The organism is Paenibacillus elgii NBRC 100335 (assembly GCF_004000865.1).
Lineage (GTDB): Bacteria > Bacillota > Bacilli > Paenibacillales > NBRC-103111 > Paenibacillus_G > Paenibacillus_G elgii.
The window spans coordinates 211,464-230,889 of record NZ_BIMB01000004.1 but is presented as its reverse complement, the minus strand read 5'-3'; the positions used below and the strand labels follow the sequence as shown (position 1 = coordinate 230,889).

Annotated in this window: 20 protein-coding genes; 11 read left to right on the top strand and 9 right to left on the bottom strand. The window is 54.0% G+C overall.

Annotated elements, in window-relative coordinates; all coding sequences use genetic code 11:
- Nucleotides 1-43 precede the first annotated feature (43 nt).
- On the top strand, nt 44-781 hold the full coding sequence (locus tag PEL01S_RS04880; protein WP_063187934.1) for a ThuA domain-containing protein: 738 nt from the start codon (nt 44-46) through the stop codon (nt 779-781).
- Nucleotides 782-1,139: 358 nt separating this feature from the next.
- On the opposite strand, the gene PEL01S_RS04875 is transcribed toward PEL01S_RS04880, so the two are convergent.
- Complete coding sequence (locus tag PEL01S_RS04875) at nt 1,140-1,565, bottom strand: carboxymuconolactone decarboxylase family protein (protein WP_063187936.1); 426 nt, start codon at nt 1,563-1,565, stop codon at nt 1,140-1,142.
- 27 nt (nt 1,566-1,592) lie between these two features.
- Nucleotides 1,593-2,822: an MFS transporter gene (locus PEL01S_RS04870; protein ID WP_063915831.1), complete on the bottom strand. Its 1,230-nt coding sequence runs from the start codon at nt 2,820-2,822 to the stop codon at nt 1,593-1,595.
- Between the two features lie 130 nt (nt 2,823-2,952).
- Here PEL01S_RS04870 and PEL01S_RS04865 point away from each other — a divergent pair, with 130 nt between their 5' ends.
- The 4 genes from PEL01S_RS04865 to PEL01S_RS04850 all read left to right on the top strand — a co-directional run bounded on the left by PEL01S_RS04865 (nt 2,953) and on the right by PEL01S_RS04850 (nt 6,493).
- Nucleotides 2,953-3,831, top strand: coding sequence for a helix-turn-helix transcriptional regulator (locus PEL01S_RS04865; protein ID WP_063188253.1), 879 nt, complete (start codon nt 2,953-2,955; stop codon nt 3,829-3,831).
- Nucleotides 3,832-4,034: 203 nt separating this feature from the next.
- Nucleotides 4,035-4,511, top strand: coding sequence for a PH domain-containing protein (locus tag PEL01S_RS04860; protein WP_063187938.1), 477 nt, complete (start codon nt 4,035-4,037; stop codon nt 4,509-4,511).
- Complete coding sequence (locus PEL01S_RS04855) at nt 4,498-5,958, top strand: PH domain-containing protein (RefSeq protein WP_063187940.1); 1,461 nt, start codon at nt 4,498-4,500, stop codon at nt 5,956-5,958. Before PEL01S_RS04860 ends, PEL01S_RS04855 begins: the two co-directional genes overlap by 14 nt.
- A gap of 94 nt (nt 5,959-6,052) precedes the next feature.
- Entirely contained in the window at nt 6,053-6,493 is a 441-nt protein-coding gene (locus PEL01S_RS04850; protein WP_063187941.1) for an N-acetyltransferase, read from the top strand.
- 106 nt (nt 6,494-6,599) lie between these two features.
- Here PEL01S_RS04850 and PEL01S_RS04845 read toward each other — a convergent pair whose 3' ends face one another.
- Together PEL01S_RS04845 and PEL01S_RS04840 are read right to left on the bottom strand one after the other, a co-directional pair.
- Nucleotides 6,600-7,682, bottom strand: coding sequence for a TolB-like translocation protein (locus PEL01S_RS04845; protein ID WP_063187943.1), 1,083 nt, complete (start codon nt 7,680-7,682; stop codon nt 6,600-6,602).
- Complete coding sequence (locus PEL01S_RS04840; protein ID WP_063187945.1) at nt 7,675-8,346, bottom strand: RlpA-like double-psi beta-barrel domain-containing protein; 672 nt, start codon at nt 8,344-8,346, stop codon at nt 7,675-7,677. The genes PEL01S_RS04845 and PEL01S_RS04840 overlap by 8 nt, the downstream gene beginning before the upstream one ends.
- A gap of 349 nt (nt 8,347-8,695) precedes the next feature.
- Here PEL01S_RS04840 and gap point away from each other — a divergent pair, with 349 nt between their 5' ends.
- A complete protein-coding gene (gene gap, locus PEL01S_RS04835) occupies nt 8,696-9,742 on the top strand; it encodes a type I glyceraldehyde-3-phosphate dehydrogenase (RefSeq protein WP_063187946.1) in 1,047 nt (348 codons plus the stop codon).
- Nucleotides 9,721-9,939, top strand: a complete 219-nt coding sequence (locus PEL01S_RS04830; RefSeq protein ID WP_063187947.1) for a GapA-binding peptide SR1P — start codon at nt 9,721-9,723, stop codon at nt 9,937-9,939. The genes gap and PEL01S_RS04830 overlap by 22 nt, the downstream gene beginning before the upstream one ends.
- A 150-nt stretch (nt 9,940-10,089) precedes the next feature.
- Here PEL01S_RS04830 and namA read toward each other — a convergent pair whose 3' ends face one another.
- Together namA and PEL01S_RS04820 are read right to left on the bottom strand one after the other, a co-directional pair.
- A complete protein-coding gene (namA, locus tag PEL01S_RS04825; RefSeq protein WP_063187948.1) occupies nt 10,090-11,097 on the bottom strand; it encodes an NADPH dehydrogenase NamA in 1,008 nt (335 codons plus the stop codon).
- A 219-nt stretch (nt 11,098-11,316) separates the two neighbouring features.
- Entirely contained in the window at nt 11,317-11,868 is a 552-nt protein-coding gene (locus PEL01S_RS04820) for a hypothetical protein (protein WP_127459548.1), read from the bottom strand.
- Nucleotides 11,869-12,153: 285 nt separating this feature from the next.
- On the opposite strand from PEL01S_RS04820, the gene PEL01S_RS04815 reads away from it, so the two are divergent.
- The 4 genes from PEL01S_RS04815 to rlmD all read left to right on the top strand — a co-directional run bounded on the left by PEL01S_RS04815 (nt 12,154) and on the right by rlmD (nt 15,967).
- The gene (locus PEL01S_RS04815) at nt 12,154-12,444 is read left to right on the top strand and encodes a YerC/YecD family TrpR-related protein (RefSeq protein WP_010494821.1); all 291 of its coding nucleotides are present in this window, start codon (nt 12,154-12,156) and stop codon (nt 12,442-12,444) included.
- 154 nt (nt 12,445-12,598) lie between these two features.
- Nucleotides 12,599-13,390, top strand: a complete 792-nt coding sequence (locus PEL01S_RS04810) for a sirohydrochlorin chelatase (protein WP_127459592.1) — start codon at nt 12,599-12,601, stop codon at nt 13,388-13,390.
- Between the two features lie 77 nt (nt 13,391-13,467).
- Nucleotides 13,468-14,457 carry a diacylglycerol kinase gene (locus PEL01S_RS04805; RefSeq protein WP_010494818.1) on the top strand — a complete coding sequence of 330 codons (990 nt, stop codon included), beginning with the start codon at nt 13,468-13,470 and terminating at the stop codon, nt 14,455-14,457.
- Nucleotides 14,441-15,967: a 23S rRNA (uracil(1939)-C(5))-methyltransferase RlmD gene (gene rlmD, locus PEL01S_RS04800; protein WP_174806898.1), complete on the top strand. Its 1,527-nt coding sequence runs from the start codon at nt 14,441-14,443 to the stop codon at nt 15,965-15,967. The genes PEL01S_RS04805 and rlmD overlap by 17 nt, the downstream gene beginning before the upstream one ends.
- A 156-nt stretch (nt 15,968-16,123) precedes the next feature.
- Here the strand turns inward: rlmD and PEL01S_RS04795 are convergent, their stop codons facing one another.
- The 3 genes from PEL01S_RS04795 to PEL01S_RS04785 form a co-directional block, all read right to left on the bottom strand.
- Nucleotides 16,124-17,302, bottom strand: coding sequence for a site-specific integrase (locus PEL01S_RS04795; protein WP_127459546.1), 1,179 nt, complete (start codon nt 17,300-17,302; stop codon nt 16,124-16,126).
- Nucleotides 17,303-17,765: 463 nt separating this feature from the next.
- Nucleotides 17,766-18,221, bottom strand: coding sequence for a hypothetical protein (locus tag PEL01S_RS04790; RefSeq protein WP_127459544.1), 456 nt, complete (start codon nt 18,219-18,221; stop codon nt 17,766-17,768).
- Nucleotides 18,222-18,474: 253 nt separating this feature from the next.
- Nucleotides 18,475-19,413 carry a tyrosine-type recombinase/integrase gene (locus PEL01S_RS04785; RefSeq protein WP_127459542.1) on the bottom strand — a complete coding sequence of 313 codons (939 nt, stop codon included), beginning with the start codon at nt 19,411-19,413 and terminating at the stop codon, nt 18,475-18,477.
- Between the last annotated feature and the right edge of the window lie 13 nt (nt 19,414-19,426).

The following is a 19,426-nucleotide window of genomic DNA, read 5'->3' as shown; positions in this document are numbered from 1 at the left end:
TACTGTAAGAAACGCTTCAATTCCAATGTGGAGGGACACTCTCATGAGCCAAAAACTGCGCGTAACCGTCTGGAACGAATTCCGTCATGAAAAAGAAAGCGAGATCGTGCGTTCCGTATATCCGAACGGCATTCACACGGCAATCGGCGAGGGGCTGGGCGCGGACTTCGAAGTTTCCTATGCGACGCTGGACGAGCCTGAGCATGGCTTGACCGAAGAAAAGCTGAACAACACCGACGTGCTGATCTGGTGGGGCCATAAAGCCCACGGCGACGTTCAGGACGAGATCGTAGAGCGCGTGCATCAGCGCGTCCTGCACGGCATGGGGCTGATCGTGCTGCATTCGGGGCATTTTTCGAAAATTTTCAAAAAGCTCATGGGCACCGGCTGCGACCTCAAATGGCGCGAAGCCGACGAGAAGGAGCGCATCTGGGTCGTATCCCCGGGCCACCCGATCGTCGAAGGCATCGGCGAATATATCGAGCTGCCGGCCGAGGAAATGTACGGCGAGCATTTTGACATCCCGCAGCCGGACGAGCTGATCATGGTCAGCTGGTTCGAGGGCGGCGAAGTATTCCGCAGCGGCTGCACGTTCCATCGCGGCCAAGGCAAAATCTTCTACTTCCGTCCGGGTCACGAAACATACCCGACCTATTACAACGAGCAAGTGTGCCGCGTCATTCGCAATGCCGCCCAATGGGCCGCGCCGACGACGCGCGAGTATCCGAAATACGGCAACCATAAGCCGCTCGAAGCGATTAAAGGGAAAGTGAACGCTTAATTCTCCTATCGCATAGCTATAAGAAAGACCGCCGCGAAAGTACTGGTTTCCAGCCTTCGCAGCGGTCTTTTCGTCGTATTTCCCAATTGTACGAGGCGATGTCAGGCATACCTCTTTTTTTGAGGACGGCAATCTGGCAAAGGTTTGCGCGGCACGTAAGTCGTAGCGTCCCTGTCGGTTCCTGCACGTACCTGCCGGCTGTCAATTGTAACTTGTCCGAGTTAACCATTCCAGCCTTCCGTTGCCTTATCCCTGTTCATTCTCGCCACATCAGCCGACGCTTAGCTAACTCCTCCTTATTCGCATACGTTTAGGCTCATTCTTCTCCGCCTTCGCTAGCTCGTCCCCATCCGTTTCGTTATTCCGCCGCTTGACTCTCACCGTGACCGCCTTCGTTCGCTCTCCTGCTTTCGAACACCTCCTGAGCGACCGTGAAGATCGCGTTCAGCGCGACCGGGAACCCGGCATAGATAATCATCTGCAGGATCGTTTCTACAATTTCTTCCTCGGTCCAGCCGACGTTAAGCGCTCCGTTGATATAAAACCGCAATTGCTGCGTGTTCCCCAGCGCCGTCAAGCCTGCGACGGAGGCGAGCAAGCGGGACTTCAAATCCAATCCGGGACGCGAAAACAGCTGTCCGTAATTGAATTCGACGGCGAGCCTCCCCAGATCGGGGGCGGGGGAGTGCTTGAAGCTGTCAATAATAGCCTGATAATTTTCTTTATCGATTTGGGCTAAAATATCTAAGCCCCTTTGGTACGTTTGTTCATGAGAAGATGACATAATAGAAGCTCCTTTTTACCTTTATTATCAAACTCCGGATTTTTCCTCCACAGATCTCGCCCCATGCGCTGGATTGCGCCGGCGTCCGACCAGTCCGCCGAACGACGCGGCAACCATGAGCGATCCTGTCAGGCACACCATGCTCCACTGTCCGTGGCTCCACGCCAGTACTCCTAGATAGGAGCCGGCCGCGCCGCCCAGAAAGGTCGAAACCATGTACAAGCCGTTCAACCGGCTGCGCACTTCGGCAGACAGCGCGAAGATCCTCGCTTGGCAGGCGACTTGGTTCGCTTGCGTGCCGACGGTGAGCAGGAATGCGCCGAGCAGCAGGACCGGCAGCCGGTTGCCCGAAATCGTAAGAAGCAGGAACGAAGCCACAACGACCAGCAAGCACAGCAGGTTGGCAAGCCACGCGCCTTTGCGGTCAATGATGCGTCCGATGACGGGCGAGGCAAACACGCCTCCGAAACCGACCAAACCTACGATGCCGACGAATTCGCTTCCTAGCGAGTAAGAGGGCGATTTTAGCAGGAACGCCAGAGTGGTCCAAAATATGCTGAACGCGCCGAACACCATGCCTTGACTTAAGCAGGCTTGCCGCAGGACGGGTTCCTTCAATAACAACGGCCCCAGGGACCGCAAAAGCGCTCCATACGTCAGAGCGCCGGACGGCTTGCTCCGCGGGAACTTCCAGCGCACCCATCCGATGAGCAGCAGCATGCAGGCAAGCGAAATCCAGTACATCGCCCGCCAGCCAAGTTGGGCGTCGACGATTCCGCTAAGCAGCCTGGCGCCGAAAATGCCGCAGATGAGTCCGATGGCTACTTTCCCCAGCACGTTGCCGCGCTGCCGGACATTGGACAGCTCCGCGGCCCACGGAAAGACGATCTGTGGGACAACGGTCGTCGCCCCGATCAGCAGATGGGCGGCAATCAGCCAGCTTGCGCTCGGCGCCAGCGCGGCCAACGCCAAGGCGAGGCTGACGAGACCAAGCAGCGCGATAATCAGCCTCCTCCGCTCCACCCGGTCCCCGAGCGGTACGAGAAACAGGTTGCCGAGCGCATAGCCGATCTGTACCAGCGTCGCCACAAGTCCGATCTGCACTTCAGTCGTCCGGAACGTATGCGCCATGCTCACCAGCAGCGTCTGGTTGATATACACATTGGCTACGGTAAAGCCACAGGTCACAGCCATAAGAAACACCAAGCCGGGTGTCAAAAGGGTACGCTGCGTCGCTTCGGCAGCAGAAGCTTTCATCCGAATCACCTCCTTATCCGGTGGATGGATTTCTTTACAACGTCATGTTATAGGAACTACAATCATCTAAATAGATTCTTGTTTATCCTAGTATTCGGAGTAACGGTTTTGGGAGGAGAAAAACCCTGTGATTCGTCAAGATCAGGAGCGGAGAAAGGAACTGGGGGATTTTCTGAAGTCGCGCCGAAGCCGGCTGCTGCCTGCGGATTTCGGACTGCCGACAGGCCCCCGGCGCAAGGCCAAAGGACTTCGGCGGGAAGAGTTAGCCCAACTGGCCGGGGTAGGCTTGACGTGGTATACATGGCTGGAGCAGGGGAGAGACATCCATGTGTCGGCCGAAGTATTGGAAAGCCTCGCTCAGGTGTTTCGTTTGAGCGTGGAGGAGCGGAACCACCTGTTTCTGCTGGCGCATCAGCAACTGCCGCCGGCCCAAGCCGCCATATCCCGCAAGGACAAAACGCATCCCGTGCTGCAAAATTTCATGGACCATTTTGCCGATTGCCCGGCTTACGTCACCGATCACCGGTGGGACGTCATCGCTTGGAATCAAGCGGCGTGCGTGGTGTTCGGCGATTTTAACCGGATGAACGATAAAGAGCGGAACGCGCTCTGGCGCTGCTTTGCCTCGCCCGCGTACCGGGCGCTGCTGGCGGATTGGGAAGACCATGCGCAGCGGCTGCTTGCGCAATTCCGCTCAACCTGCAGCCGGTTCGTCGGCGAACCGTGGTTCAAGGCATTGGTCGAGGAGCTGACGGAGCTCAGTCCGGAATTCGGCGCATGGTGGCCGAGACACGACATTTTCGGCACGCCGATCGGAAGAAAGGAAATGCGGCACCCCAAGGCGGGTACGCTGATCATGGAGCATATTACGTTCCAGCTTTACGACGATCCGGATTTGAAGCTGACGCTGTATCGTCCGCTGTCCGACGAGGGGACCGACCGCAAGTTGGCCGGTCTGCTCCAGGAAGAGGCGGCGAAGGACGATCCCGGCACGACTGAACCGGTGTGACCAGTCCGTGGCGGCCGTGCCTGGGGAGCCCCGGCGGATTCACCTGAACCATGCAACTAAAGCCCGAAACGGCATGCTAAGCATGAACCGCGCCGGGCTTTTGTCTTTTCAGGATGACGCCAGGGCTAGGCGGTTGCAGAGCGGACCCGTTTGTTCGATAATAAAACGATAAAGCTTTTTGCCACGTATTGGAGTGAAATCGAATGATCGAGCCGCAGGAACAAATTGACCGCAAAGCCATCATCGTCTGGAGATGGAGCGGCTTCATCGCTTCGACGGTCTCCGCCCTGCTGGCCGCCGCCGTATTTTATCTCGCGCATCGCTTTCATTGGCCGGGGTGGATTCCTGGTGTAGTTGCGGCAGGCGTGCTGGCGGAAATCGTCCTGACGGTTCTTGTCATGCCCGAGCTGCGCTGGAAACGGTGGCGTTACGAGGTGCGGGAAGACGAAATTATGCTGCAGCAAGGGGTCATGTTCGTCAAGCGGACGCTCATTCCGATGGTGCGCATCCAGCATGTCGATACGCATCAAGGTCCGCTGCTGCGGGCCTACGGGCTGGCGGGCATTACGTTCTCCACGGCGGCGGGCAGCCATCAGATCCCTGCGCTGACCAGCGAGACGGCGGAAGTGCTGCGCGTGCGGATTGCGGAGCTGGCGAAGGTGTCCCATGAAGACCTCTGAGGGAAGGCTTCACCCGTTTGCCGCCGTATTCGTCTCGCTGCAGATCGTCAAAGGACTCATCGTGCCGCTCATCGTGATTTTTCTTTCCAAGCATTCGCGTTCCGGGTCAGGTACCCCGCTTTATTTTCAGGTTGGTTGGAGCTTGGCTGCGTTGGTAGGCTCCATCGTATGGGGATTTTTGTCCTGGCGCCGGTTCCGGTACGAAGTGTCGGAAGAGCAGCTTAAGGTGACGCAGGGCGTATTCGTGCAAAAAAAGACGTTCATTCCGTTGGAACGCATTCAGTCCGTCGACGTGACGGAAGGGGTGCTTCACCGTCTGTTCGGTCTGGTCCGCGTCGAGGTACAGACCGCCGGAGGTCAGAAGCCGGAGGCGGTGTTCTCGGCCCTCGCCCGCGGGGACGCCGCGCGGCTGCGGAGCATGCTGGAGCCGGGGAAAGCGCCTCAAGGTCAAGAGCAGCCCGAGCCCGGGGTCTTGTCTGCGGGAAGCGGAAGCGACCCTTCCAAGCTCCGGTTAACCTACAAGCTTCCGGTCGGAAGCTTGTTCGTTGCCGCGCTGACCACAGGCGGATTCGGGGTGTCCGTTTCTTTGCTGGCGGCGGCCATGGGCAAGCTTGATGAGCTGTTTCCGGATTTCCATGTGTATCGTTACTTGTGGAATGCGCTCGATGCGGCGATGATCCCTTTGTTCGCACTGGGCATTTTGCTGGTGGCGTGGATGATCTCGGCGATCGCGTCCGTCTTGAAGTTCGCAAACTTTACGATTACGCGCAAAGAAAACAAGCTGCTCCTGACCCGGGGCTTGCTGGAGCGCCGGCAAGTGACCGTTCCGCTCCGGCGGATTCAGGCGATCCGCATCGTGGAGGAGCCGCTGTGGCAGCTGTTCGGCTATTCGGCGCTTTATGCGGAAACCGTCGGCTATGGCGTGCAAAAGGGGGAGAACGCGCATTTGTTCCCGCTGCTCCGCAATCGCGAGATCGGCGAATTTGTGAAGCGGATGACGCCTCAATTCGAGGTTCCGGCTTCGCTGAAGCATCATGCGCTGCCGCGGCGGGCGCTGTGGGGCTATGCGCTGCCTGCTCCGCTCGTGCTGGCGCTGGCTGCGGCGGCTGCCGGGTTGATTACCCCGTGGGCTTATGTCGGACTGCTGCTGTGTCCGCTGGTCATGATCTGGCAATGGTGGAGATACCGGAACGCGGGCTGGAGCCGGGAAGGCCGGATGCTTGTCTTGCGCTTCCGCCGGTTGGCGAAGACGACGGCGGTTATCCCGCTGTCGCGGGTGCAGTCCGTCAGCGTAGAGATCGGGCCGCTTCAGCGCAGGCTCGGCTTGTCTACCTTGCAGATTGCCGTGGCGTCGGGCAGACGCGGCGCATTTTTCCGTCTGGCGGGCTTGCCGGAGCAAGAGGCGCGGGAGCTGGCGCGCTGGTATATGGACCGGAATAAGCGATAGCCGCTTAGCCGATAGGCTTTTTCCCGGAGACTGAACGTGCATCGTCTCGATGAGCATGATTCGAAAAACGAACAAACAGGAGTGAACTGTCCGAATGAGAAGCATCCGACCGAGCGGTCCCCAAGATCTCGATTTTTTAGTTGAGCTATGGCTGCAGGAATCCTTGACCGCCCATCCGTTTATCGATGCAGAATATTGGCGGACGAATGCGGAAGAGATGAAGACAAAGTATTTGCCGATGGCCGATACGGTTGTGATCGAGGAAGGCGGACACGTTGCAGGGTTTGTTTCCATGGTAGACGACTACCTGGCCGCCTTGTTTATCGACAGCAGGCATCATAAGAAAGGGCTGGGCAAGCAGCTGCTTGACCATGTCAAACAAGACCGGACCGCGATCCGGCTGCAGGTGTACCGCGAGAACGAGCGCGCCGTCCGCTTCTATGAGAAGCAAGGCTTCCGCATCGAAGAGGAAATGATCGACGAAGCGACGTCGACGGAAGAGTACCGGATGGTATGGATGAGGAATCATAAATAGATTGATATGAATCGGAAAAGGCTGCCGTAAGCGGCTTGAGCTTGTTGAGAAAGTGAGGGGGTGGGGTTCTCCAGTAGAGATACCCCACCTCTGCTTAATCCATCGATCACGGATATAAAACTTGAAACTGGTTGACTGTTCCCTTCTCCATGGACCAAACCTTTGTCATTTGATTGGTTTTCGGATCGTAAATGGCAATGTTGCGAGCAGGAACTTTTCTGCGCTTCTCACCACTCAAGACAGGGGCATTTTTCAAAATTCCAGAAAAATAGATGCGCTTTCCATCTGAAGCGTATTGGGCATGCTTGATTCTCCTAAAAGTATCGGTATCGCGAAAAACTTCTTCGTAGGAACCACTCTCCAAATTTAGCTTAAACACTAAGTTGAACGAATTGGAATTTATTTGATCTGTTACTGTGAATAACGCCTGCTTTCCATCGGGGGAGAGCGAAATATCGAGAATATGCTTTTTTAGGGTTGCGATCTCACGAAGTTTTCTGCCGTCTTCAGAATAGAGAACAACGCGGTAGGTAACAGGCGGCAATGCAACTTGATCCCGATTTGCATGTTGAAGCAGAGCCGTTTCTTCGTCCAGGGAATGCTCCAATGCGATAATCGTACGCGAAGCCGGAGAATAATCAAAGTAGTGAATTTCATGAGTAGAATCGTCTTCGTTCCAAACGTTTATTTTTTTCGAATCGACATTGTACACGGCTAGCTGGGCATTATCACGCTTTGCCTGCACAACGCGCATAAATACTTTGGTGTTATCCGCGCTGCTCCGTATGTAGTCTACATTCCAAATTTTTGTGGGCTTCGTTAAAAGTTCCGGCATGTTTCGTGGATTGATCGGCATCGCGTATCCAAACAATTCAATATAGTCGGGAGAGTCGTCTCCGGTCTGATGAATCTTGCTCGTGTAAAGATTTTTTCCATCTCTGGATAATACCGCGGTTGGAAACACCGTATTTTTCCTTCGGAGAAGTGAATTTGTTTCCTGCGTTCTGTGATTAAAAAGAATAAAGTTTACATTGTCAGTAGCTTCTTTTATATCTGAAGCCACAATAAACAACTGGTCTGAAGGGAGCGGCTCTTCTGCAATTACCACACGGCAACTAAACGCCATCGCCAATATCGCGATTAAAGGACACCATAGGAAGTATTTTTTCTTCACCATTGGACTAATCATGGAAATACGCTCCTTTTAACCATCCCTGATCTCTGTTCACTCCGAGCACATTCTCAAATACGTGAGGGCGAATGTCTAACACAACGCCTGCATGAAGTCGTCCGACGTCTTTCTTTTTTAAGTAGGCGACTTTTCCGTTTTCAAGATTTTTCAGGACGACAGTACTCCCGTAAGGGGGATCATCCATCTCCTGATTTGTAGCGCATGTAAAATTATCAAGGGGAAATCCGCGTTCGTTTTTAGCATAGCCGCCTAACCCATACATCGAAACGTTCCCCTCCATAACCTCGCCATCTTTCGATGCAGGTTGTACAATTCCTAAAGCATGCGGCACTGGTTTTCCAGGATTTTCTTCGCCAAAAGAAACTCCTTTCATGTAGGAAGGTCTTCCGTCCACGCCGTATTCGACAGTAACTCCTTTTTTACCGCGCGGCAAATAGTTATCCTTTTTTTCAGGGGGACGAACGGCTTCAGGATCGCTAAGGGGTGTGCCTTTTGCAAGCACCTCGTATTTATTATCCGCCACATAATGGATTACGGTTCCCGGATCCATCTTTTCTGGAATTCGATCAGGCTGCGCATGTATCTTCGGAATCCGAACGAAAAAGATTGTAGTAAATAGGAGCGCTAGAAGCACGAAGTACCTGATTATTTTTATACCCATGCAATACGTATCCCCTTTCGGAAATGTAAATTTATACAAGTTTTTCCTTTGTAACTTCCCCATCTTGGGTAATGATTATGTATAAATCAACCTAAGACCTCGTCACACGGTGAGATTCAAGGGGGCTTATTCAAACGAGCTCAAAAAAACAGAGCTTTTTCAACACTCTCGAAGCTGCCGCGGGCAGCTTTTTCTTTTGTCGGCTTGTGGTCGGATTAGGCTCTCCGTGTCGGATTATATGTCGTCACAAAAATGTAATGAAAATATTTATTGTGTACTATTTGATTATATGTTATACATTATATATAGACGTTGCAAAACCAACAGCAAGCTTGGGAGGGGTACCGGAATGACAGGAACGATTGGCGTAAGCGGGATGGGAAGAATCGGCAGATTGCTGGTTCGCCGCGCTTTTGATACGGACGAGAACGGGATGGGCCTGCAAGCGATTAACTCACTATACCCAGCGGGCACGATTGCCCATTTGCTCAAATATGACACCATACATGGAACTTGGAAGGCCGATATCCGCGAGGAAGGAAACGATCTGATCATTAACGGCAAGCGCATTCGCATCGTGTTCGAGCGCGACCCGGCGGCCATTTCGTGGAAAGACCTCGGCGTGGATCTGGCCATTGATGCGACAGGCAAGTTCAACGACCGGGAAGGCGCTTCGCGGCACCTGACGGCGGGCGCGAGCAAGGTGCTGATTACGGCGCCGGGCAAGCGCATGGACTTGACGGTCGTCATGGGCGTCAACGACGACCGCTACAACGCCCAGGAGCACACGCTGCTGTCCGCCGCGTCCTGCACGACGAACTGCGTCGCTCCCGTGCTGCATGTGCTGGATCAGGCGTTCCAAGTGAAGAACGGCTGGATGACCACCGTTCATTCGTACACGAACGACCAGAAGCACATGGACAATCCGCATTCCGATTTGCGCCGCGCGCGCGCCTGCACGCAGTCGATCATTCCGACAAGCACGGGCGTAGGCAAAGCGCTCATCGACGTGCTGCCGCATCTTGCGCCGCACGTGAACGGCATCTCGGTCCGCGTCCCGACGCCGGACGTCTCGCTGGTCGACCTCACCGTACAGGTGAAGCGGCCGGTTCAGCTGGAGGAAGTGCAGGCGACGTTCCGCCAGGCTGCGGAAGGCCCGATGGCCCGCTATTTGGGCTACAGCAACGAGCCGCTCGTGTCTTCGGATTTTATCGGCTGCGATCAATCGGCGGTCATTGACGGCCAGTCGCTGATGGTGGCTGGGGATCAGATCAAAGTGCTGGCTTGGTACGATAACGAATGGGCGTATGCGAGCCGGGTAATGGATTTGGCGAAAGTTGTTTCCGAAACCATGAAAAAGGAGAGCGATGAAGCGTGGAAAGAAGCCCTCGTGTAACGGAGAAGGAAGTGCACCTCGGGACGATTCTGTGCAAGCATTGCCATCACGTCATCGGTACACAGGATACGCGAAAAGTTACGGTCTATTACAGCGAATGCAGTCATGAGCACTGCTTGGACGGCCGGGGACGTTCCCTGGTAGCGGACGGGTCCGCTGTCGCCTCGGCGGGATCGCACACCGTCTTCGAAGCTTGACGCGCCTGTTCGATATAAACAGCCAGATCAATATAGCAGCATGAGAAAAAAGCCGGACCGGCCCTGCGACGAGCTTACAGCGTCGCGGGAGCCTGCCGGCTTTTTGCGGTTCGGGTTCGTGCTTTGGCGCGCTAGGGCTAGGCAAAAGGCTTACCAGCCACGCGTATATTGCTTGGGCGGCGTGAGCTCTGCGCGCAGCTGTTTGGCGGCGGTGCGGGCCCAGAACGGATCGCGCAGCAGCTCGCGGCCGAGGAAGATCAGGTCGGCGCGGCCGTTCTGCAAAATCTCCTCCGCCTGCTCGGCCTGCGTAATTAAGCCGACGGCTCCGGTCGGCACGTCCGCGCTGCGGCGGATCTGCTCCGCGAACGGAACCTGGTACCCCGGATATACTTTCGGCGGACCGCCGACGACGGCGCCGGAGCTGACGTCGATCAAGTCGACGCCTTGCGCTTTCATCAAGCGGGCGTAGTAGACGTAATCTTCCGGCGTGAGGCCATCCGGATGGTAATCGTGCGCAGAGATGCGGACCAGCAGCGGTCCGTCCCATACGGTCTTAACGCTGTCGATGATCTCGCGCAGGAACCGGTAGCGGCCGTCGCGGTCTCCGCCGTATTCATCCTCGCGGCGGTTCGACAGCGGCGACAGGAACTCGTTGATCAGGTACCCGTGTGCGGCATGGATCTCGACGACGTCGAAGTCCGCTTCCTTCGCCCGCGCGGCGGCAGCCTTGAACGCTTCGACGGTCTCGGCGATCTGCTGCGCGGTCATCGCTTCCGGCGTCTTCGACTTGTCATCGAACGGAATCGCCGACGGCGCGATAATGGGCCCGTCCAGCACGGCTTTGCGCCCGGCATGGGCCAACTGGATGCCGATATGGGAGCCTTGTCCATGCACGAGCCCGGTCAGCTCGCGCAGGCCCGGCACCTGATCGTCGCTCCAAATGCCAAGGTCGTAAGGCGAGATGCGCCCCTGAGGGGTGACGGCTGACGCTTCCACGATGATGAGCCCGACTTGGCCGACGGCGCGGGTTGGGTAATGGATTTTGTGCCAATCCGTGACGCGACCCGTTTCATCGAGGCAGGAGTACATACACATCGGCGACATGACAATCCGGTTTTTGAGTGTCAGCTTTTGCAGCGAGTAAGAAGTGAACAGCATGCTTTTTCCACATCCTTTGCGATTGTTATCTATACTATGGTTAGCTGGTTACATGATGTATACAACTTATCTTAGTTTAGCAGTAATTCGGCCGGATGGCAAAAGCTTGCGCAGGCACAAGCGGCAAACCGGCTGCGCCCGAACCGTATCCAAACGGCAGGCACAGCCGGTTCTGATGGTTTGCAAGCCTAGCGGCCAGCGGACGACGTGACCGGGCGGCTATTTGCGCGCCCGTCTGCGGTTCTGCGTCGTTCCCCGGCGTCTGCGCCGTCTCCTGCCGGATCTGCTGCCCCCGCTTTTGGAGGCGGCTGCCTCTTTTTTGCCGAAGGAACCGAACAGTACCTTCAGCATCGGGGCGAATTGCTGAACGCTCTGCACCATTTTTTGCATTTTGCTGATGGTCTCCACAATGCCTTCCACACCGCCGAGCTTGTCGACGATTCCCTTGATCTGCTCGACGTTAAAGCCTCCGCCGCCCCCCGCCGTGCCCGTTGCAGCGCCGCCCCCTCCTCCGAACAGCGAGGAGAGAAGACCGCCGCCCTCCTGTGCGGCTGCCGGCTGCAAAGCCATCGGGTTGCCGCCGCCGAATTCTCCGAAATCCCCGAAAGGATTGCCAGCGCCCAGCCCTGCGGTAGGCGTAAGACTGCGCGTAAATACTTGCTGCTGGCCCGGAGCGTACACTTGAGGCGCGGCATGCGGATGCGCGTACGTGACGGCGCGCGGATAGGGCGCCATGCCTCGGTTGCCAATCATTTGTCTTGGATAGCTCATCGTTTCACAACCCTTTTATTCATAGTAATGTCGCAAAGTTCACCTTGTCGCACTTTCCTCTATAGGCGGTTTCCTAGTATACTGTATGTGATGGGCAAATGTTTGGATTGGACTCCTGTCACGGTTTTCATGATTTTTGCCCAGTGTCGGTTTAGTTCGTTACCGCATAAAAATAGTAACGTTTTGCTAACTTAAAGGGAGGAATTCACTCCCAGATGTCGAAATAGGTTATGGACTTGGGAATTCATCGATCTTAGCAGACCATCAAGGGGTTGAAAATTCGTAATGCAGCTGAAAAAGTTGAATGATAAAGCGATCGACCAATTATTCGAGGCGATCCTGACACTCAAGGATATAGAAGAATGCTATGTGTTTTTTGACGATTTGTGCACGGTGAACGAAATCCAGTCGCTGTCGCAGCGGCTTGAGGTCGCCCGCATGCTGCGCAAGGGCAACACCTACAACCAGATTGAAGCGGAGACCGGCGCCAGCACGGCGACCATCTCGCGTGTCAAGCGCTGCTTGAACTACGGCAACGACGGCTACAAAATGACGCTGGAGCGCCTGGGAAGGTAAAACGAACGTTACCCTTTACCGCATCCGGACTCGATTACAACGGAGCACTCGAACAAATCCTTCTCGCCGGGCCGGTGGAGTGGGATTTTTCGTGTTCGTGCGGCTGGAAGCCACGCTGCGGGACACGATCTTTTTCACCCGGGAGGGATACGGTGTGGTAAAATACGGTATATTAGTGATAAGTCACGGGTCCCGGAGCGAGTCGTGGGTCCGCTTGGTGGACGATGCGGTTGGCGCCGTGCGGCTTCCTGCGGAAATACCGGTCTTTTCCTCCTTTCTGGAAATTGTGGAAGGACGCCTGATCCAGGACGGCATCACGCACCTGGAGTCGCTCGGCGTTACGAATATCGTTGTCGTTCCACTCTTCGTCTCGTCCGGCAGCACGCATATCGACGAGATCGCTTATGCGCTGGGCGCCAAAAAAGCGCCGCAGCTGCCGACGGACATGAAGCCGTTCGCTATTCGGGCACGGATTCACTTGACGACGCCGATCGACGACGACCCGGTGATCGCCGAGATCGTCTATGCGAAAATCAAAGCGCTGTCAACGGACCCGGGACGCGAAACGGTGCTGCTCGTGGGCCACGGGAGCGTCGAGAACGGCTTCCATCAGCGATGGAGGCGGGGACTGGAGCGGCTGGCGGAGCGCTTGAAGCGGCTCGGCGGCTTCGACGAAGCGGCTTCGGCGATGCTGCTGCCCAACCAGATTCCGGATCGGATGGAGCAATGGCGAATGCGTAAGCCGGGGCATACGGTCATTGTGGCGCCGCTGTTCCTGAGCGAGGGGTATTTTACCGAAGCGGTTATCCCGGAGCGTCTGCAGGGTTATTCGTATCGGTACAACGGCGAAGCACTGCTGCCCCATCCCGGCATATCCCGGTGGATTGAACGACAGATCAAGCCTTTTGTCGCTAAGATGCAGGACGGAACGCGAACGCGGCTTTAGCAGTTTTTTTGCAGTCAAACGACCATTGGTCAAAAATGCTTTCATACGATTTCTTATGTGAACGGGTGAGAGAGAGAATGGCACAGCCAGTCAAACGGGCAAGGCTCATATACAATCCGACCTCCGGCCGGGAGGAAATGAGGAAGCGGCTGCCGGAAATATTGCAGCGGCTGGAACGCGGCGGGCTGGAGACGAGCACGCATGCGACAATCGGGGAAGGCGACGCGACGCTCGCGGCGGCGGAGGCGGTGGAACGAGGGTTCGATATCGTCATCGCGGCCGGAGGCGACGGCACGCTGTACGAGGTAATCAACGGCTTGGCGGAGAAGCCGAACCGGCCGCCGCTCGGGATATTGCCGCTTGGGACGACGAACGATTTTGCCCGGGCGCTGAACATTCCGCGGAACTGGGAAGGCGCGGTGGACGTCATTGTGCGCCAGCACGCACGGGTGATCGACGTCGGGAAGGTGAACCAGCGCTACTTCATCAACATCGCCGGCGGCGGATCGCTGACCGAGCTGACCTATGAGGTGCCGAGCAAGCTCAAGACGATGATCGGCCAGATGGCCTACTATATGAAAGGGCTGGAGAAGCTGCCACGGCTGCGCCCGATCGAGCTGTATATCAAGACGGCGGAGGTGGAGATGCACGAGGAAGTGATGCTCTTCCTCATCTCGAACAGCAACTCCGTCGGCGGCTTCGAGCGTCTGGCGCCGGACGCGTCGCTCAGCGACGGTCTGTTCGACGTGCTGATCCTGCGCAAATGCAACCTCGCGGAGTTTATCCGCGTCGTCTCGCTAGCGCTGCGCGGCGAGCATTTGTCCGACCCGAACCTGATCTACCTGCAAACGAAGCAAATTCAAGTGACGTCCCCCGACTACGTGCAGGTGAACCTGGACGGGGAGCTGGGCGGCACGCTGCCGTGCATTTTCACGAACCTGCCGCAGCATCTGCACATCTTCATCGACGAGACGGGCCAGTCGACGTACAAGTCGCCTCCGATCAACCTGATGAAGCTGCCATGGAAAACGAGACCCGGAGTGGACGAACATGAACAGGAAGAATAAACGACGCCCGGGCGCGCCCGCTGCCGATCTCAGCGGCCTGCCCGTCGCGAAGAACGAAGAATATATCGCCGACATTGTCGGCTTGGGGCATGACGGAGAAGGGGTAGGCCGTGTGAACGGCTTTACCCTTTTTATTCAGGGCGCCCTGCCCGGCGAAAAAGTACGGGCGAAGGTGCTTAAGGTGAAGAAGCAGTACGGCTACGCCAAGCTGCTGGAGATTATTGAAGCGAGTCCGGACCGCATCGACGCGCCCTGTCCGATCTACAAGCAGTGCGGTGGCTGTCAGCTCCAGCACCTGAGCTACGACGCACAGCTCCGCTGGAAGCGTCAGCTTGTCGTCGACAATCTGGAGCGGATCGGGAAGCTGCGAGTGGCCGGAGCCGGGGCGGAGAGTAGGATGGCCGACGTAGGGGCGGAGGCGGATGCAGGCGTGGGAGCTGGGAGCGGTGGCACGATGGCCGAGGGCATCGTCGTGCATCCGACGCTCGGCATGAGCGACCCGTGGCGGTACCGCAACAAGGCACAGGTACCGATCGGCCTCGCCGTGGGCGAAGAGGGCGGCCTGATCGGCGGCTTCTACGCGCAGGGTAGCCACCGGATTATCGACATGGAGGCGTGCCTGATCCAGCACGAGAACAACGATGTCGTCGTCGCGGCGGTCAAACGGATCGCCGGCGAGCTCGGCATCCGCCCGTACAACGAGGAGACGGGCAAAGGGCTGCTGCGCCACGTTATCGCCCGCTATGGCTTCAACACGGGCGAGATTATGGTCGTTCTCGTCACGAACGGCCGCGACATCCCGCGCCGCGATGAGCTGGTCGGGCTGATCCGTGAGGCGATCCCGGACGTGCGGAGCATCTGCCAGAACGTCAACCGACAGCAGACGAACGTGATCTTCGGCGACGAGACGCGGGTGCTCTGGGGCAGCGAGGTCATCTACGATACGATCGGAGATATCCGCTTCGCGATCTCGACGCGCTCGTTCTACCAGGTCAATCCGGTTCAGACCGAGGTGCTGTACCGGAAGGCGCTGGACTACGCCGGGCTGAGCGGCGAAGAGACCGTGATCGATGCCTACTGCGGCATCGGCACGATCTCGCTCTTCCTCGCGCAGAAGGCCCGCGAGGTGTACGGCGTCGAGATCGTCCCGGAGGCGATCGAGGACGCGAAGCGCAACGCGCTGGTGAACGAGATCCGCAACGTGCGGTTCGAGGTCGGCGGCGCGGAGGTCGTCATCCCCGAGTGGAAGCGTCAGGGCATCGCGCCTGACGTGATCGTCGTCGACCCGCCGCGCAAAGGCTGCGACGCCGCGCTGCTGGAGACGATCCTCGCGATGCGGCCGGAGCGTGTGGTGTACGTCTCGTGCAACCCGTCGACGCTGGCGCGCGACCTGCGTGTGCTGGAGGATGGCGGGTACCGTACGGTGGAGGTGCAGCCGGTGGATATGTTTCCGCATACGGTGCATGTGGAGTGCGTGGCTCTGTTGGTGAGGTATGGTACAGCGTATTAAAAACCTTATATTTACTGAATTTTTCGATGTGGTACAGATTCAAAATATTAGTGGTACAGGAGTCGGAATACAGGCTTGATGTAAAATTGATGTAAAAATCGATCAGAAAATAACCCAAATGAACCGAAGACGCCAGGAACCTCCTGGGCGTCTTCGTTATTGTCCTTGTGCGGCTTTAGATGTAAAGAATGATTCGAATTTATCGGCAGCTGCCTGGTCGGCAGTTCGGAGAGCGTGGCCATAAATGTTCATTGTTGTGGTTATGCTCCCGTGTCCAAGCCGCTCCGAAATGATTTTAGCATGAACGCCTTGGTTAATCAGAATTGTAGCTGAGGTATGCCGAAGATCATGGAATCGGATGTACCGAAACCCGTTTTTCTTAACGAACTGTCGAAACCAAAGATAGGGCCGTTCATGATGGAAAGGTTGTCCATCTGGATGTGAAAACATAAACAACCAATTGCCGCCGCGCCATGCATCCCCGATGTCATTTCGTTCTTGCATTCTGTAGTCGTAATATTCTTTTAGCTCTTTAAGCATAGAACTCGGGAGAGCAACTTTTCGAATGGATTTTTTTGTTTTTGGCTGTTTGACAATGATTTCACCTTTAAGAGCATGAATCATGGTTTGCGAAACATCCAAAACTCCATTGTTGAAATCAAGATGCTTCCATTCAAGTCCGAGCAACTCGCTCCGTCGCAAACCGGATGTAAGGGCCAATGTAATCATGATTCTCCAGTGATAAGGCTCAGATTGCAACGCTCGAAGCATCTGTTCTACTTCAGCTTCGTCGTAAGGGATAATCTCCTTTGAAATGACTTTTGGTTTTTGCACATCATCGACTGGGTTTCGCTTAATTATTCTCCATTCAACTGCACGTTTGAGTATGTTTTTTAAGATTCGGTGCTGAATTTCGATTGTTCCAGAGGCTAACCCTCCGTTTTTTTTATCTCCGCGGCTGCCTTCCTTTTCAAGTTGATCAAGAAAGTTCACTATATGAAGGGGTTTGATTTCGTCCAGTCTTAGATGTTGAAAGTACGAAAGAATACGGGTCTTAAGATTAGAGTCATAAGTATACAGTGTCTTGTGTCCCAAATGTTTAACGGCATATTTATTGCGCCATTCTTCAACAAACGACCCAAACGTCATCTTCTGCGGTGCGATATACTCACCTGCTTCGACTTCTTGTCGGAATTTCGCATATTCACTTTCAGCTTCTCGTTTTGTCCGACAATGAATAGTCTTAGTATGTCTTATATATTTGCCTTTGGCATTTTTACCCAGGCTGACTGTCAAGAACCAGGAATTTTCGCCTCTCTTCTGAATATTAGCCATTCTAAACATCACCTCAAATCAGGAATCAGGATTTAGTAATACTTAGTATTGTCCATAAATAAAAAAATGAGACCCTTGAGAAGTCTCATTCGGCTTTGTAGTTCTGAATAGGCGTCATATTTTGAGTGTATGTCCTGAGGTGGAAAACGCAGGCAGCCATTGCAAGACCCAGTCTTCATTCTACTGCTAGTATCACGAATGGCGGCTCTTAAGGCGGATTTGCCGCTCTCTCCGTAAAACGAGGAATATTCCGAGATCCATTCATGACGTATGCTGGCGCTCTTCGAACATTTCCCCTATTATGCGATCTAAGAGAAGAATATAGTTGATATAAGTTCAATCCTTCTTCGGCCTAGACGGTAATTTATTCAATTATATCGTTCAGGATATTGATGTAAAAATTAGAGCCGCACGATCGGTAACAGAATAATCGTTAAGATTGATCAACTATCCTAAATTATACTTACTCGGAAAGATCGAGTTCTCGCTTGCATACATCGCATTGTACTTTAATGACTAAACCGAGACCTGTCGGTATAAAGGTATATGCGAATTTGGCACCGGCTACATCTTCAGCAACACAGGAATCCCACTCTATGATTTTCTGCTCCATCTCTTCAGTAATTCGAAATATTTTACCTGACTCGGTCTTTGTTGGCTTTTTCAATCGATTTTGAATATGACCAACGTAAATGCGATCCGGATCATCAGGATTGTATTTGCGATATACGGCACGTTCAAGTTCATCAATCTCCTTGGCAAAGTCGTGTACATTCATATTAAGACCATAACTGCGCTTCATATCCCGGTAATGCCGCAGAAAAAACCTCTTCGCGTCTTCTTCAGAATATCCTAAGCGCTTAAGCTCACCTATAACGCCTAAAGCGTAATGTTTTCGCATCATTTGCCGATCCGTCATAGACACCCATTCCTTTCATCAAAAAATAACGTCGTCATCGAAATTGTTGCCAACGTGTAAAGGGTTTTGAACTGAATTTGGAAATCTGCTATTGAACTTTGACCATTTGAACAAAGCACTTTAGGGAAAATACGACCAGACTGTTGATCGAGATTTATTTTCATTTTTTTGAGCGCTATTCGGTCCTAAAAGATTTAGAAAAACAGAATAGCGAGGCAATTAGCTAACTATTGTTACTTTATACACTGCTTTTTCACGAACTATCATCCTTCTGAGCTAGGATCTTCGCTAGGTCATTCAATGGCGGGATATAGCGTAATGTTGTAGCCATTATCTGATGCCCAAGCTGCCTTTGAATTTCGACCATATTCATTCCGGCTGATTGCATGAGATAGCCAGCAGTACGCCTCAAATCATGAGGGGTTACAATCCGAGATAAGTTAGCGTCGAGGCATAAATCCTTTAGGGTTACCTGTAACGCTTTATAGGTTAATGGTTTTTCTTTCCGAAAAAACAGCTTGTCATTACCTTTCTCTGCCCAAGCGATATAGTTCGGATGATTGATATACCGTCTAAGCTCTTCTGATAGGGCAGTTGTGATACTAGTAGAACGAGCATCATTTTTCTGCCCTTGTATAATCATTACCATCCTGTTTTCTAGGTTAATACTGGTTCGAGAAACGGATCTAACTTCTGAATTCCTAAGCCCTGTAATCAGCATGAACCAAATCAAAACGAATTCCTGACGAAAGAAAGGATCTTTTTTTAAGGCAGCACCGAGCAGAGCAAGGCATTCCTCTTTTGAAAGTGCAGTATTTTTAATCGGCCGGTCGTAATATGGATTTGGATAATCCTCCATCGGGTTTTGTTGAATTAACTCCATATCATACAGGAATTTAAAGAAATTCTTTAACGAACTGATCGCATTGTACATAACGTTCTTCGTTGCCTGATAATCCACGCGAAGGTACTCTACAAATTGGTCGATAAAGTATTGCTGAATGGGGCGAAATGAGCCGGGATGCTTTTGGCTGGCGTGAAACTTGTCGAAGTCAAGCTCTCCTTCAAACCCTCTCAAATGCAAATATTTTTCAAATTTTCGTAGGTCGCGTTCAACATATTCCTTCGCTGTAAGATCTACATGCTCATACCAAAATCTATAGTACTTAGATTCGAACAAAATGTTGTTCATCTATCGGATCTCC